Genomic DNA, 15,658 nt, shown 5'->3' with positions numbered 1-15,658 from the left:
TCTCCTTACGGTGCTGGCGCGGACACCGGCAGCGGCTCGATCGTGCCGGCGCCATTCGCGGTCTTCGCCTCCGCCTTCGGCATCACGATGCCCGCCAGCGCCTGCACCGGATCATCGCCCGGCTTGAAGCCGGACTGCACCAGGATCTCGTCGATCAGCGGCTTCAGCGCATGCACGCGGAGCAGCTCGCCGGCGAGGCCTTCGCCGAAGCCGACATTGCCGCCGCCGGCGCCATTGCCGTTGCCGCCGAAGGCGCCGCCGGTGTGCAGGATGCGGACGTCCTTCAGATTGGCGATCGGCTTGACCATCTCGCCCAGCGCCGCCGGCATCGTTGCGATGCGCTGCTTGGCGAGCTCGAAATCGATCACGTTGCTGCCGAGCTTGTTCTGCGCCTCGTTCTTCAACAGGATCACCGCGGCTTCGGCTTCGCCGATCTCGCGCACGCCGGCGGCCTTGATCTTGTTGGCCTCGGCTTCCGCTTCGGCGAGCGTCTTGGCCGCCTCGCCGCGATCGACCGCGGCGCGCTTCTCGGCCTCGGCCGCGACCGTGATGCCGGTCGAGCGCTGCTCGGCCTCCTTCCGCGCCGCCATGACCGCCGTCTGGCGTTCGCGGTCGGCGATCTCGATCGCGCGCGCCGTGGTCACCTTTTCCTCCGCCGATACCGCCAGCGCTTCGGCCGCCTTGGCGACGGCGCGGGCTTCAGACGTCTCCTTGCTCTTGGTCGCGATCTGAATGTCGTTGTCCTGGGTGGCGATCTGGATCTCGCGGTCGGCGTCGGTCTTGCGCCGGTTGATCGCGAGGTTGGATTCGATGGTCGCGGTCTCGCGCACCTTCAGGGCCTCGGCTTCGCGCTGGGCGATCTTCTGCTGCGCCTCGATGCGGGCGTTCTCCTCGGTCTGCCACGCCGTCTGGGTCGCGCTCGCCACCTCGGCGCGGGTGCTCGCGGTCTTGTTGGCGATGTCGCGCTCCTGGCTGAGTTCGGCTTCCTTCTTCGTCCGCTCGATCGTCAGCGTGAGCTGGCGCGCCTCGAGGTCCTTCTGGGCGATCGCCACCTCGTTGTCGCGCACGATGGCATTGCGGTCCCGCCGCCGGGTCTCGGTGACGGTCTTGAGCCGGGTCAGGCCCTCGGCGTCGAAGAAATTCTCCGCATTGAAGAAGGAGATGTCGGTCTGGTCGAGCTTGGTCAGCGACACCGATTCCAGCTCCAGGCCGTTCGACTGCACGTCGGCCTCGACCGCGGCCTGGACGTGCTTGACGAAATCCGAGCGCTTCTCCTGCAGGTCCAACAGCTCCATCGTCGCCGCGACCGAGCGCAGGCCGTCGACGAACTTGGCCTCGACCTGGTCGCGCAGCAATTCGGCATTGTTGGTGACCGCGCCGAGCGTCTGCGCGGCAAGCGCGATCGAATCCACATCGGGCTTCACCCGGACATAGAACTCGGCGTCGATGTCGACGCGCATACGGTCCTTGGTGATCAGCGAATCCTTCTTGGAGCGCTCCACGCGCAGCCGCAGGGTCTTCAGATTGACGCGCGCGATCGAGTGGAAGATCGGCAGCACGACGGCGCCGCCGTCGAGCACGACTTTCTTGCCGCCGAGGCCGGTGCGCACGAACGCCTCGTCGCGGGTGGAGCGGTGATAGAGCACGGCGAACACCGTGCCGAGGACGACGAGCAGCGCGACGCCGATCGACGCGGGAACAATGAGATCGAACATGGCAGAGATCACTTTCTGGACGCTGAGTCCGGTTGTGACGGGACGAGTTCGGCGGTTGCGGCGATCGCGATGAAGCGGCCGTCCTTGCGGTCGACGAGAAGAACCGATGCGCCCACCGGCAGCGGCGGCGAGCCCGGCGCGGCGGAGGCCGTCACCGCGTGCCAATTGCCGTGGACGTCCTTGACGCGGACGCGCCCGGGCAGCCCGCCGTCGAGCGGGCCGACCGCGACCTCGCCGGTGCGGCCGACGAGATCGGACAGGCCGACCGCGTAGCTCTCATCCTGCGGGATCAGCCTGGAGGCATAACGCGTCGAGCTGCGCAGCATCGGCACGGTGGCAGCAGCGGCGAGCACGCCTGCGGCCGAAGCTGGCAACGGCAATGCGAGCAGCCGGGCGACATCCTGGATGAGGAAGCCCGTGATCGAGAAGATGCCGAGGCCGAGCAGAATGCAGATCATCAGCGGCACGCCGCCGACATTGATCCAGGACAGCACGTGACTGATCCCGGTGCCGTTGCCGTCATGCCCGAGATCGATGGTCTGGCCGAGCAGCTCGCTGATCGACAGGCCGAGCAGCATCGAGCCGATCTCGACGCCGCCGACCAGCACGATCATCACGGCCGCGACCGCAAACGGCCGCACCTCGGGCTGCATGAAATGGTCTAACATGGTCATGGGACGATGCGCCCCTGCCCGCTCAGTTCTGCGACTTCAGACGCGCCAGCCGCTCGGCAATGTCCTTGTCGCGCTTCAGCTTCGACAATTCGTCGATATCGGGCGACGGCGGAATGCCCTCCGGCACGCCGGTGGCGCGAGCGATCGCGCGTGACGCGCGCGCGGCCTTGGCAAGGCCGGCATCCTCGGTCTTGCGCGCGGCGGACTTCGGCTGCTGAGCCATCGCCTCGCTGCGTTCGAGTTCGGCGAGGCGCGCCTGCGCATCCTGCAGGCTCGACAGAATAGCTCGCAGGCTCGTCAACACCGCGTCGACGCGCTCGGCATTCTCGTCGATCGCCTTCGACAGCACCTCGAACTGCGCTTCGAGATCCATCTGCCGGGCGATCCCGGCGCGCGCGAGATCGTCGCGGCTCTCGGTGATCGCGAGACGGATCTGGTCGGCCAGCTGTGTTGTTTCGCGCTCGATCTCTGCGCGGCGCGCATTGAGCCGGTACTCCTCGGCGCGCGCGGAGGCGAGGCTCTCGCGAGACTCGCGCTCGGCCTGCTCGATCTCGCGAATCGCCTGCTTGACCAGCGCGACCCTGTTGTTGTCCTCGGCCTTCTCGATCGCGCCATAGGCGATCCCGGCGATGAGGCGCCCGGCGCGTGACAGGAGCGTGTCGGGAGCCGGCGCGTGTTCGGCGAGCATGACGTGGTCCTTTCGTGGGCTGACGTGTTGGCGTGACGCTGCGGTGACACCGAAATGAACCTCGAAGTCACCATTATCAGTACGAACGAGCTGCGCCGGCGTCGCGTGCGGCCAGCCCACGGCATAGCCGGTCACCTCGAACGGAATCGTGACACGGCCGAGCGCGGTGCCGAGCGACAGCGTGCCGGCATCCCTGACATTCACCAATCGGTCGTCGAGCGGCAGCCGCGGGTTCGATGCCGCCCGATACGCCGCGCGGTCGCGCAGGCCGAGCGTGACGAGCCGCGACGGCAGTCGGGTGGCCTTGCGGATGGGGTCATAGGCATGGCCATGCAACGCGACGAGATTGGCGCCGATGCCCTTCGCGCTCGCGATCTCGTCGAGCATGTCCATCATCCGGGCATAATCGGCGAACGTCGCCTCGACGGCGTCGCGGACCTCAGGCGTGAGCGCGAGACGGTAGCGAACAGCCTGATCGTACGGGCTTCCGGCCATGGAGAACATCAAAGCACTGTTATTGTGCTTTGGCAAGCCGTCTGTGGCTCCGAGGACGCCGCACCTTTCCGTGACCACACCGAACGCCATGCCCATGTTGGTATGTCGCTCTGACCTACCGGGCTGGTTTGAGGGGCGACCAAACAATCTCTGGTGATCGTTAAGAGGGGCGCGGCGTGATGAGCGGCAAAATGCTCGAAAGCAATCTGATGACCGCTCCGTTCGCTTCGATTGTCACGAAGCTGCGTCTCCACGTCCGGGGTCGTCCCGGCCAAGCCCTGTCGTCGCGCAGCGACGGCAGGGCGCAGAGCCGGGATCCATAGCCACAGGCCGTCGTGTCGCGACGGCTCGGAGTGGCGATCGTGCCTCGAACACTGCCCGGGATTATGGGTCCCGGATCGGCGCCGCGACGCGCTGACGCGCGTCACGGCTTGTCCGGGACGACATCGAATTTGTAGCATCGCGTGGCAAACCCGACGCTGCAGGCGCGATTAGCTATCAGCGGCCCTGCACAACGGTGCAGCCGGCAGCCAGATCAATCCAGCAGACCGCGGCAGCCGAGATCGTCGACGGCAAGGAAGATCCGCTCCAGATTGTTCCACCAGATGATCGGGGGAATGTTCGCGGTCCACTGCCACACCGGCTTGGTGATCTGCCACAGCACGCCATAGCGATAATCGTCGTCGAGCGCTGCGCGGCTGTAGCCGGTCACGCCATGGCCGAGCAGGGCTTCGTGATAGCCATCGAGTAGATCACGCTCCACCTGCTGGCGGCGCTCGGGATACCACTGCAAGCCCATCAGATAGGCGAGATCGTTGGCGCCGACATTGATCCGCCACTGGTCGAAGTCAAACACGCGCGCGCGGTCCGCCACGCCTGGCTTGGCGAGCAGGAAGTTCCAGCTATGTGCGTCGCCATGCGCGATCGTGAGGTGGCGGTGCGAATGATAGCGCGCCAGCAGTCTTGGCGTGGACGCGATGAAGCGCCGGTAGATATCGCGTCGGTCGGCGCTCAGGCGATCACCGAGCAGCGCGGTGAAACGTTCGAGATGGCCGGCGAGTTGCGCCATGACCTCAGCCATGGCAGCGGGCGCGATGAATTCGCCGATCGTTCGGCCGAGATCGGGATGGTCCCACCACGCCGCGTGCAGGCGCGCCAGCGCTTCGACGATGTCAGCAGCCTGCGCCGATGCCGGCGGCAGCGGCCATTCCGTCGCGATCTCATGGCTGTCGGTCAGATCCTCCAGCAGCAGATGCCAGTCCTGGCCGTCGCCATCCCAATGCGCACCGAAACAGCGGGGCACCAGCTGGTGCGGCAGATGCGGCGCGATCGTGGTGTAGAACGCAATCTCCTGGCGGCCGGCGCGCCACAGGGTCTTGGCAAAATTCTCCTGCGCAACCTTCAGGATCAGCGTCCGCGGCGCATCGGGCGCGGGGCCGTCATAGCTCAGGCCGAGCCGGATGATCCGCGAGACGATGATGTCGCGTGCGCTGAGCACCGCGACCTCACACACGGCGCCCACGTCGAGCGCGCCGGATTCACGAAGCGCCTCGGTCAGACGCGAGGGGTCGGCAACGAACGGCAAGGCCGGAGACGTCATCGGTGCTGTCCTTCGAGGGTTACAGCGTCACCGACCCTAACAGAAAATCAAGACAGTCCTACTTGATCGGTGCCCTTGGCAGCACGGTCTCGCCGGCTTCCATGCGATAGACATGGTCGAGCGAGTACCAGGGCGCCGTGACGTCGGGCTCGGTCGGATGCGGTTCGTCGTGGCGGACGAAGTTGCCGAGCAGTGCCTTGGTGACGCCGAACTGGACGTCGCTGTGGATGTGCGGGTCGTTGGGGTCATAGACCTGCGAGATCAGGACCTTGAAGCCTTGCTTGACGATCAGCGCGTGCAGATGCGCCGGACGATAGGGATGACGGCCCTGCGCCTTCAGGAGACGGCCGACGACGCCGTCGGTCGGGATGGGATAGCCGACCATCATCACCGAGCGAAACCAGAAGCGGCCGTCGTCGTCGGTTGTGAGCTTGCCGCGGAGGTTCATGTCGGCCTGCTCGGGATCCTGGTTCTCGTAGAAACCCACCGGCGAGGCGTGCCAGACGTCGACCTCGGCGCCGGCGACCGGCGCACCGTTGGGATCGACCACGCGGCCCCGCACGAACAGCGCCGGCCCGGGCGTCGGCGAGCGCAGGATCGAGCCGCCGTTCTCGGTGCGCGGGGAGTTCAGCCGCCAGAACGGGCCGAGCAGCGACTGTGCCGTCTCGGTGTTGCCGCCATCGCCATTGTTGAGCAGGCAGACCAGCGGCGAGACGCCGAGCGAGCCGGCCATCAGCACGACTTCATTGTGCGTGTCATTGGTGCGCTGGCCGAGCTCGGCGATGATGGCGGCGGCCTCGCGGAATTCGGCCTCGGTGAGCCTGATGTCGCGGACAAAGCCGTGCAGATGCTTGACCAGCGACACCATGATCTCGCGCAGCCGCGGATTGGAGGTCTGCTCCATTACCGCCAGCACAGCGGGGGTAACGTCCTGTTCGCGGGAGATGGTCATGGCGCGGTCCCTCTGCATTCTCCGTCATTGCGAGCGAAGCGAAGCAATCCAGGGCTACACGCGTGGCTCTGGATTGCTTCGTCGCTTCGCTCCTCGCAATGACGGCGGCTTGTCAGTTGATCGTCTCGACCGCCAGCGCGACGCCCTGGCCGACGCCGACGCACATCGTGGCCAGCGCGCGCTTCCCGCCACGGACTTCGAGGCCGTGCACGGCGGTCATCGCGATGCGCGCGCCGCTCATGCCGAGCGGATGACCGAGCGCGATGGCGCCGCCGTGCGGGTTGACGAAATCGGCATCCTCGGCGACGCCGAGCTGGCGCAGACACGCGATGCCTTGCGACGCGAACGCTTCGTTCAGTTCGATCAGGTCGAAATCCGTGATCTTGAGGCCGAGCCGCTCCAGCAGCTTGCGCACGGCCGGCACCGGGCCGATGCCCATGATGCGCGGCGGGACGCCGGCCGATGCGAGCCCGAGCACGCGCGCGCGCGGCGTCAGGCCATGCTTCTTCACGGCGGCTTCCGAGGCGAGGATCATCGCTGCGGCGCCGTCATTGACACCAGAGGCGTTGCCGGCGGTGACCGTGCCGGGATTGCGCACGATCGGCTTCAGCTTGGCGAGGCCTTCGAGCGTGGTTTCTGGGCGCGGATGCTCGTCCTTGTCGACGGTGATCGGGCCGGCCTTGCCGCCGGGCACCGACACCGGCGTGATCTCCGCGGCGAAATAGCCCGAGGCGATCGCCTGGCCGGCGCGCTGCTGGGAGCGGATGGCGAACGCGTCCTGATCGGCGCGCGACACCTGGAATTCCTCGGCGACGTTCTCGCCGGTCTCCGGCATCGAATCGACCCCGTACTGCTGCTTCATCAGCGGATTGATGAAGCGCCAGCCGATCGTGGTGTCGAAGATCTCAGCCGAGCGCGAGAACGCCTCGGTGGCCTTGCCCTGCACGAACGGCGCGCGCGTCATCGATTCGACGCCGCCCGCGATCGCGAGATCGACCTCGCCCGCGCGGATCGCGCGGCCCGCGGCGCCGACCGCGTCGAGGCCGGAGGCGCAGAGGCGGTTGAGCGTCTGGCCGGGAATGGAGTCGGGGAGCCCTGCGAGCAGCAGTGCCATGCGCGCGACGTTGCGATTGTCCTCGCCGGCCTGGTTGGCGCAGCCGAAGAACACCTCGTCGACCGCGGCCCAGTCGAGATTGGGATGCTTGGCCTTCAGCGCCTTCAGCGGCGTCGCCGCGAGATCGTCGGTCCTCACCTTCGCCAGCGCGCCGCCAAAGCGCCCGATCGGGGTCCGCACCGCATCACAAATGAACACGTCTCGCATCGCTCTCTCCCGGGGGTGTTTCTGGTCAGAATTGACGGCGGTTTTAGGAGTGCGATGGGGGCAGGTCAAATGACGGGAACGCGGGGTGGCATGCGTGGGAATTGAGGAGGCGAGACCATCGCGCCGCGATCGGTGCGCCCCCTCTCCCGCTTGCGGGGGAGGGCTGGGGTGGGGGCGCGGCTCGGGTGGTGATCGAGGGGTGCGTCGTGTGGAGAGAGGCCCCCACCCGCTTCGCATCTTCGATGCGAAGCGACCTCCCCCGCAAGCGGGGGAGGTGCAATCGCGGCCACTGCCCGAAGCACGTTTGGCGCACACCGCCGCTCCACCCTCGCCGTCATTCCGGGGCGGCGCGCGCAGCGCGGCGAGCCCGGAATCCATTGGGCGGCATCACCTGACGCACGATGGATTCCGGGTTCGTGCTGCGCACGCCCCGGGATGACACCGGTGGTCCTCTCCAGCACCGGCCGGGGCCAAAATTGCCATCGTGGAAAACCGGGACATCGCCTGCAAAGCGGTAGGACCGTCCGGGCAAATTGGCTAGTTTCCGCGCCATGACGATCCAGCAGCCCATCTCCGCCCCGGTTCCGCAAGAGTCGGTGTCCTCGGCCACGCCCGCCGAGGCGCCGGCCAAGCTCACGCCGATGATGGAGCAGTATCTCGATATCAAGGCCGCGCATCCCGGGCTGATGCTGTTCTACCGGATGGGCGATTTCTACGAGCTGTTCTTCGAGGACGCCGAGGTCGCATCAAAGGCGCTCGGCATCGTGCTGACCAAGCGCGGCAAGCACCAGGGCGCGGACATCCCGATGTGCGGCGTGCCGGTGGAGCGCTCCGAGGATTATCTGCACCGGCTGATCGCGCAGGGCATCCGCGTCGCTGTGTGCGAGCAGATGGAGGATCCGGCGGCGGCGCGGGCGCGCGGCAACAAGAGCGTGGTCAGGCGCGGCGTGGTGCGCGTGGTGACGCCGGGCACCCTGACCGAAGACAATCTGCTCGACGCGCGCGCCAACAACTACCTGCTGTCGATCGCGCGCAGCCGCGGCTCGTCCGGCGGCGACCGGCTCGGGCTCGCCTGGATCGACATCTCGACCTCGGATTTCATCGTCACCGAATGCGCTCTTGCCGAGCTGACCGCGACGCTCGCGCGCATCAATCCGAACGAAGTCATCGTCTCCGATTCGCTGTATTCGGACGAAGCGTTCGAGCCGGTGCTGCGCGAGCTCGCCGCGGTCACTCCGCTGACCCGCGACGTGTTCGACGGCGCCACCGCCGAGCGGCGGCTGTGCGACTACTTCGCCGTCGCGACCATGGATGGTCTCGCCGTGCTGTCGCGGCTGGAGGCCACCGCGGCGGCCGCCTGCGTCACCTATGTCGAGCGCACCCAGGTTGGCCAGCGCCCGCCGCTGGCGCCACCGGCGCGCGAGGCGACCGGCAGCACCATGGCGATCGATCCGGCGACGCGCGCCAATCTCGAACTGACGCGGACGCTCGCCGGCGAGCGCCGCGGCTCGCTGCTCGACGCGATCGACTGCACGGTCACCTCGGCCGGCTCGCGGCTGCTGGCACAGCGACTCGCAGCGCCCTTGACGGAGCCTGCGCAGATCGGCCGGCGGCTCGATGCTGTCAACGTGTTCGTCGCCGACAGCGCCGCGCGCGAGGACATCCGCTCCATCCTGCGCGGCGCGCCGGACATGACCCGCGCGATGGCGCGGCTGTCGGTCGGCCGGGGCGGGCCGCGCGATCTCGCCGCGTTGCGCGACGGCATCCTCGCCGCCGACCAGGCGTTGGCGCGGCTTGCCGTGCTCGACCAGCCGCCGCAGGAGATCGCGTCCATCAAGGCGGCGCTGGCGCGGCCGGCGCGCGCGCTGGCCAATGAATTCGCCCGCGCGCTCGACGAGCAGCTGCCGCTCATCAAGCGCGACGGCGGTTTCGTGCGTGCAGGCTATGATGCGACGCTCGACGAGACGCGCAATCTGCGCGACGCCTCGCGCCTCGTTGTCGCCTCGATGCAGGCGCGCTACGCCGACCAGACCGGGGTGAAAGCGCTCAAGATCCGGCACAACAATGTGCTCGGCTATTTCGTCGAGGTGACCGCGCAGCACGGCGACAAATTGATGTCGGCGCCGTTGAACGTGACCTTCATCCATCGCCAGACGCTGGCGGGACAGGTGCGCTTCACCACGTCCGAGCTCGGCGAGATCGAGGCCAAGATTGCGAATGCCGGCGAGCGCGCGCTCAATCTCGAGCTCGAGATCTTCGACCGTCTCTGCGCACAGGCGCTCGCGATCGGCGACGATCTGCGCGCGGCCGCGCATGGCTTTGCGATGCTCGATGTCGCGACCGCGCTCGCCAAGCTCGCGGTCGACGACAACTATGTCAGGCCGGAGGTCGACGGCTCGCTCGGCTTCGCCATCGACGGCGGGCGGCATCCCGTGGTGGAGCAGGCGCTGAAGCGCGAGGGCCAGCCGTTCATCGCGAACTCCTGCGACCTGTCGCCCACGCCGGGGCACAAGAGCGGGCAGCTCTGGCTGCTCACCGGTCCGAACATGGCCGGCAAATCGACCTTCCTGCGCCAGAACGCGCTGATCGCCCTGCTGGCGCAGATCGGCTCGTTCGTGCCGGCGAGCCGCGCCCGCATCGGCATCGTCGACCGGCTGTTCTCGCGCGTCGGCGCCGCCGACGATCTCGCGCGCGGCCGCTCGACCTTCATGGTCGAGATGGTCGAGACCGCGGCGATCCTCAACCAGGCCGGCGAGCGCGCGCTGGTGATCCTGGACGAGATCGGGCGCGGCACCGCGACCTTCGACGGCCTCTCGATCGCCTGGGCCGCCATCGAACATCTGCATGAAAGCAACCGCTGTCGCACGCTGTTCGCCACGCACTATCACGAACTCACCGCGCTAGCCGCCAAGCTGCCGCGGCTGTTCAACGCCACGGTGCGCGTCAAGGAATGGCAGGGCGACGTCGTGTTCCTGCACGAGGTGCTGCCGGGCTCCGCCGACCGCTCCTACGGCATCCAGGTGGCGAAGCTCGCAGGCCTGCCGCCGGCGGTGATCAGCCGCGCCAAGTCGGTGCTGGCGAAACTGGAGGCCGCCGACCGCGGCCAGAACGCCCGGGCGCTGGTCGACGATCTCCCGCTGTTCGCGGTGCCCTCGCGCGCGGCGGTGGAGCCCACGATGTCGAAGGAAACGGAGGAGCTGATCGCCGCGGTGAAGGACCTGCATCCCGACGAGATGACCCCGCGTGAGGCGCTGGATGCGCTGTATCGGCTGAAGTCGAAGCTGCCGAACAAATAACCTGTGTCATTCCGGGGCGCGCGTAGCGCGAACCCGGAATCCATCCCTCGTCGGAACATGCTGCCCAATGGATTCCGGGCTCGCGCTTCGCGCGCCCCGGAATGACAGCGGGGATGGAGAGGCAGCTCGGCCCACACTTGCCGTCATTGCGAGGCGCCCTTGCGCCGAAGCTATCCAGAGTCCCACCCGAGCCCCTGGATTGCTTCGCTGCGCTCGCAATGACGTGGAGAGAGCTAACGGGCTACGGCCGCCTTCCTTCTCCCCAGCCACCACAGGCCGAGATTCCAGCCGACGCAGGTGGCCAGCGCGCCGCTCAGGCCAACCGCTGCACCGAGGTGGAGGCTGCCGAGATGCAGCACGATCACCGCGAGCGAGAAGCCGATCAGGCCCCAGGCGCCGTTGGCCATCACCGCAGCAGTGGCCGGTCCGCCGATGCGCGGCTGCAGGATCAGCATCATCGAGGTGAAGACGATCGGAAACAGCGCGAGGATGCCGGACACGCTGGGACCGGCCCAGCCGGAGACCGAGGTGACGGTGGCGACGAGCGTTGCGACGAGGGACGCACGCAGCGGCACGTCGTACCAGCGTCCTGTGATCAGCGGCATCCTGGCGTGGCGATAGCGCTGCAGCAGCGGCAGGCAGATCGCGAAGGTGATGATGTTGGCCACGATGCCCATCAGGAGCGTCCACTGCACGCTCTTGATCAGGGACGCGAGACCGAGCCACACCGCGACGGCGGTGGCGCTCGCCACCCACACGCTGTGGCGTTGCGCCAGCACGGCGTAGGCGAGGCTGAGGAAGATGGTCGCGGCGTTGATCGGCAGGCTGGTCAGGGCGCCCTGCGCGATGAAGGCGGCATCATGGTCGAGCGCAAGGAACACGTAGGTCGGACCGGCCGAGATCGGCAAGGTCGCGACCAGCGCGCCGATCACCGGACCGGTGCGCTCGGCGATCATCGAGGCAGATACGACGAACGACGCCGCGATCGCCATGCGCAGGCCGAGGACGAGCAGGAAGGACGGATCGAGGGACATGTTCAGCCGTCGTCCCGGGCAAGCGGACCGCGGCGATGCGCGAGCATCGCCGCGGGGAGCGCTGACCCGGGACCCATAACCACAGGCGGTTACGGGAAGGAGAAGATCGGAGTGACCAGCGGGGCCAGCCATGACCGACGGTGGTTATGGGTCCCCGCGTTCGCGGGGACGACACCGTTGCTGAGGGCTACGCCGCCACCCGCTTCAAACTGACCGACACCTTCGGGCCATTCTTGATGGTCTGATAGACCACGCAATAGCGCTCGGTGAGCTTGAGCAGCAGGTCGAGCTTGTCCTGCGGGGCGTCGGTGTCGACCTCGAAGCGCAGGCGGATTTCCTGGAAGCCGACCGGCGCCTCCTTGTCGACGCCGAGCGTGCCGCGGAAATCGAGATCGCCTTCGGCCAGCACCAGGCCGCTCTTGAGCGGGACCTCGACGGCGGTCGCGACCGACTTCAGCGTGACGCCGGCGCAGGCGACCAGTGCCTCCAGCAGCATGTCGCCGGAGCACAGTTCGAGGCCGGAGCCGCCGGTGGCGGGATGCAGGCCGGCGACCGCCAGCGCGCGGCCGGTCTCGAGCTTGCAGGTCAGGCCGTCGCCGCCGACCTCGCCCTTGGCCTTCAGCGTAATCACCGCGGCGGAGGGGTCAGCCTTGTAGCGTTCCTTGATCGGCGCCTGCATGGCGCGCAGCTCGGCAGCATCCATTGTCGTTCTCTCCCGGAGTCATTTCAGGAGAGATGTACCGGGCGATCGCTCGGATGTCACCACCACAGCCCGCCGCCGGGCTCACGCCTGCCCTGCGTATCCGGCACCGTCCGATCGAGCGACCTGTCGAGTGCCGTCAGCACGTGGCGCTTGAACTGCTCGAACAGCGGCGCGTTGCGGTCGCGCGGCCGCGACAGATTGATGGTGATCTCCTCGAACAGCCGGCCGGGATGCGGCCGCATCACCAGCACGCGGTCGGCGAGCACCACCGCCTCCTCGACATCGTGAGTGACGAGGATCAGGGTCGGACGCGTGTCGGCCCAGAGGTCGAGCAGGTGGTCCTGCAAATCCTTGCGCGTGAAGGCGTCCAGCGCGGAGAACGGCTCGTCGAGCAGCAGCACCTCCGGCTGTGCCACCAGCGCGCGGGCGATCGCGACGCGCTGCGCCTGGCCGCCGGAGAGTTCGCGCGGCCAGACCTTGGCCTTGTCGGCGAGGCCGACACGGTCGAGCGCGCGGGCGACGCGCTCGCGGCGCTCGGCCGCGGGCAGCTCCGAGAGACCGAAGCCGATATTGTCGGCGACAGTGAGCCAGGGCAGCAGTCGCGGCTCCTGGAAGATGATGCCGACCTTGGCATGCGGCGCATGGATCGCCTCGCCGTCGAGCGTCACGCTGCCGGCGCTGGCGCGGTCGAGCCCCGCGATGGCGCGGAGAAGCGTCGACTTGCCGCAGCCGGAGCCGCCGATGATGGCGACGATCTCGCCGAGCTGGATCTCCGACGAGAACCGCTCCAGCGCATGAACGCCGTTCGGATAGACCTTGGTGACGGAGGCGAGCTGCAGCATCAGGCCGCTCCGCCCTGGCGCGCAAAATTGTCCTGCCAGCGCAACAGCGGCGCGGTGGCGATCTCGAGCAGCCAGTCGGTGGCCTTGCCGATGATGGCGAAGATGACGATGGCGGCGACGATCTGCGCCGGCTTGCCGAGCTGCTGGCCGTCGATCAAGAGGTAGCCGAGGCCTTCGGAGGCGCCCATGAACTCGGCGGCGACGACGAACATCCACCCGAGGCCCAGGCCGACGCGCAGCGCCACGACATAGGCCGGCAGCACGGCAGGCAGCAGGATGCGGCGGATCATCGCCGGGCCGGACAGGCGGAAGACGCGGCCGACCTCGACGATCTTGCGGTCGACGGACAGGATCGCGCCGGTCAGACCGAGATAGACCGGGAAGAACACGCCGACCGCGATCAGCGCCACCTTCGAGGTCTCGAAGATCCCGAGCCAGAGGATGAACAGCGGCACCCAGGCGATCGACGGAATCGCGCGCAGCGCCTGGATGGTCGGATCGACCAGCCGGCGAGCGAGGCTCCAATAGCCGCAGATGCCGCCGAGCAACGTGCCGGCGGCGACGCCGAGGCCGAAACCGATGCCGACGCGGGTCAAGGTCATCGTGATGTGGCGGGTCAGCTCGCCGGAGCGGGCGAGTTCGGCGATGGTGGTGAAGACCTTCGATGGCGGCGGCACGAGGCGGCCGTTCGACCAGCCGGCCCGGACAGCGAGTTCCCAGGCGATCGCGAGGGACAGCGGCAGCAGCAGCCCGAGCAGCGGCCGCGCCAGGCGGGTGGCCCAGGGCCGGCTGGCGGTTTGCGGTGTGGCCGCCGCGGCGGGGGCCTGGAGTTCGACGGTCATGGCCATAGTGAGAACAGCGTCTCGCGTGGGAATGCAAGGCGGGGTGACGGGCGTATGCCGACGGATATCAGCGCGCGCCTGTCAGGGTTGAGCCGACAACGGCGCCTCAATCTCGGTGTCGTCCCGGCCTCCGAGCCGGGACCCATACTCCGCGGCGGGTGTGGCGAGGCGAGATGCCGCTCCAGCGGTGCCCCACAACAGCTTTCACGGAGTATGGGTCCCGGATCGGCGCCCGACAACGCTGTCGCGTTGGCGGGCTTGTCCGGGACGACACCGGTGTTTTATCGCGCCACCGTTTTCTGTCGCGCTCACCTTGCTGGTAGCGCGAGTTGCGGCACGCGCGAGTGTGAGCGCTTTCGTAGGCGTAGGCCGCCCTAGTTCGTCGGCAGCGGGACCTGGTCGTCGATTAGCGCGTCCAGCGTCGCCTTCACATCCACCTTCGCGTCGACCACGCCGGCCTGCTGCAGAGCCAAGCCCGCTGCCAGGATCGAGTCGCGCTGCGGCGCGCCGATGCGGCTGTGGGTGAGCTCGGTGCGCTCCTTGAGCTGCTTGTCGACGACCGTTTCCGGCAGCTTGGTGACCGCGATGAACGTCTTCTTCAGGTCGTCGTAATTCGCCAGCGCATCCTTGCGCGCGACCTCGTAGGTCGCCAGCACGCGGCGGACGATCTCGGGATTGTCCTTCAGGAACTGCTCGCGGACATTGAGGATGCCCCAGGTGTTGGCGTCAGCCTTGCGGTAGAACAGTTTTGCGCCTTCCTCGACCTCGGCCTGCGCCATCATCGGATCGAGCCCGGCCCAGGCGTCGACGTCGCCGCGGATCAGCGCTGCCTTGCCGTCGGCGTGCTGGAGCAGCACCGGCGTGATGTCCTTGTCGGTGAGGCCGGCGCCGAGCAGCGCGCGGACGAGGAAGATGTGCGGGTCGGTGCCGCGGGTCACCGCGACGCGCTTGCCCTTGAGATCGGCAACCGCGGCGATCTTGGAATCCTTACCCGTCACCAGCGCGGTCCATTCGGGCCGCGAATAGACGTAGATCGACTTGATCGGGTTGCCGTTGATCCGGGCGACCAGCGCGGCGGAGCCGGCGGTCGAGCCGAAATCGAGCGAGCCGGCATTGAGGAACTCGAGCGCCTTGTTGGAGCCGGCCGACTGCACCCAGGTGACGGTGATGCCGTCCTTGGCGAACTCCTTCTCGAGCAGCCCCTTCTGCTTCAGGACCAGCGACACCGGATTATAGGTCGCCCAATCGATCCGGATTTCCTTGGGCTGCTCCGCGGCTGTTGCAACGCCGCATCCCAGTAGAACCACGGCCGCAAGCCCGGCCAAGGCGCGCCTCGACAATCCACCCATCGTCAACCCTCCTGCTGTAAAAACATCGTTGTTGTTTCAACGCGTTATGCCAGGGCTCAACGAGAATTGCTTTTCCTTTGCGGGGCGGATCGAAGCACGATCATCATCCGCCTTGGGCCGGTGACAGCATGGATCGATTGCTGCATT

12 protein-coding genes are annotated in these 15,658 nt (G+C 67.7%); 1 reads left to right on the top strand and 11 read right to left on the bottom strand.

Annotated features, from left to right (window positions below; all coding sequences use genetic code 11):
• Positions 1-5: 5 nt before the first annotated feature.
• From ACQR1Y_RS09475 to pcaF, 6 genes are all read right to left on the bottom strand, one after another.
• Positions 6-1,715 carry a flotillin family protein gene (locus ACQR1Y_RS09475; RefSeq protein WP_434858219.1) on the bottom strand — a complete coding sequence of 570 codons (1,710 nt, stop codon included), beginning with the start codon at positions 1,713-1,715 and terminating at the stop codon, positions 6-8.
• Between the two features lie 8 nt (positions 1,716-1,723).
• Complete coding sequence (locus ACQR1Y_RS09470; RefSeq protein WP_434876188.1) at positions 1,724-2,389, bottom strand: OB-fold-containig protein; 666 nt, start codon at positions 2,387-2,389, stop codon at positions 1,724-1,726.
• A gap of 22 nt (positions 2,390-2,411) precedes the next feature.
• Positions 2,412-3,581 carry a PspA/IM30 family protein gene (locus ACQR1Y_RS09465; RefSeq protein ID WP_434876189.1) on the bottom strand — a complete coding sequence of 390 codons (1,170 nt, stop codon included), beginning with the start codon at positions 3,579-3,581 and terminating at the stop codon, positions 2,412-2,414.
• A gap of 526 nt (positions 3,582-4,107) precedes the next feature.
• Positions 4,108-5,172 carry a phosphotransferase gene (locus ACQR1Y_RS09460; protein ID WP_434876190.1) on the bottom strand — a complete coding sequence of 355 codons (1,065 nt, stop codon included), beginning with the start codon at positions 5,170-5,172 and terminating at the stop codon, positions 4,108-4,110.
• A 58-nt stretch (positions 5,173-5,230) separates the two neighbouring features.
• Positions 5,231-6,124: a dioxygenase gene (locus ACQR1Y_RS09455; RefSeq protein ID WP_434876191.1), complete on the bottom strand. Its 894-nt coding sequence runs from the start codon at positions 6,122-6,124 to the stop codon at positions 5,231-5,233.
• Positions 6,125-6,236: 112 nt separating this feature from the next.
• Positions 6,237-7,445, bottom strand: coding sequence for a 3-oxoadipyl-CoA thiolase (gene pcaF, locus ACQR1Y_RS09450; RefSeq protein ID WP_434876192.1), 1,209 nt, complete (start codon positions 7,443-7,445; stop codon positions 6,237-6,239).
• Between the two features lie 551 nt (positions 7,446-7,996).
• Between pcaF and mutS the strand changes: the two genes are divergently transcribed.
• On the top strand, positions 7,997-10,741 hold the full coding sequence (gene mutS, locus ACQR1Y_RS09445) for a DNA mismatch repair protein MutS (protein ID WP_434876193.1): 2,745 nt from the start codon (positions 7,997-7,999) through the stop codon (positions 10,739-10,741).
• A 233-nt stretch (positions 10,742-10,974) separates the two neighbouring features.
• Here mutS and ACQR1Y_RS09440 read toward each other — a convergent pair whose 3' ends face one another.
• The 5 genes from ACQR1Y_RS09440 to ACQR1Y_RS09420 all read right to left on the bottom strand — a co-directional run bounded on the left by ACQR1Y_RS09440 (position 10,975) and on the right by ACQR1Y_RS09420 (position 15,511).
• Entirely contained in the window at positions 10,975-11,775 is an 801-nt protein-coding gene (locus tag ACQR1Y_RS09440) for a hypothetical protein (protein ID WP_434876194.1), read from the bottom strand.
• 187 nt (positions 11,776-11,962) lie between these two features.
• Positions 11,963-12,478 (bottom strand): OsmC family protein, encoded by a 516-nt coding sequence (locus ACQR1Y_RS09435; RefSeq protein WP_006611508.1) that lies wholly within the window; start codon positions 12,476-12,478, stop codon positions 11,963-11,965.
• Positions 12,479-12,534: 56 nt separating this feature from the next.
• The gene (locus ACQR1Y_RS09430) at positions 12,535-13,320 is read right to left on the bottom strand and encodes an ABC transporter ATP-binding protein (RefSeq protein WP_434876195.1); all 786 of its coding nucleotides are present in this window, start codon (positions 13,318-13,320) and stop codon (positions 12,535-12,537) included.
• A complete protein-coding gene (locus tag ACQR1Y_RS09425; RefSeq protein ID WP_434876196.1) occupies positions 13,320-14,168 on the bottom strand; it encodes an ABC transporter permease in 849 nt (282 codons plus the stop codon). Before ACQR1Y_RS09425 ends, ACQR1Y_RS09430 begins: the two co-directional genes overlap by 1 nt.
• Positions 14,169-14,536: 368 nt before the next feature.
• Positions 14,537-15,511: an aliphatic sulfonate ABC transporter substrate-binding protein gene (locus ACQR1Y_RS09420; RefSeq protein ID WP_434876197.1), complete on the bottom strand. Its 975-nt coding sequence runs from the start codon at positions 15,509-15,511 to the stop codon at positions 14,537-14,539.
• Positions 15,512-15,658 lie beyond the last annotated feature (147 nt).

Source organism: Bradyrhizobium sp. HKCCYLRH3099 (genome assembly GCF_051167855.1).
Lineage (GTDB): Bacteria > Pseudomonadota > Alphaproteobacteria > Rhizobiales > Xanthobacteraceae > Bradyrhizobium.
The sequence above is the reverse complement of the archived record's forward strand: the minus strand, read 5'-3'. Positions and strand labels throughout refer to the sequence as shown.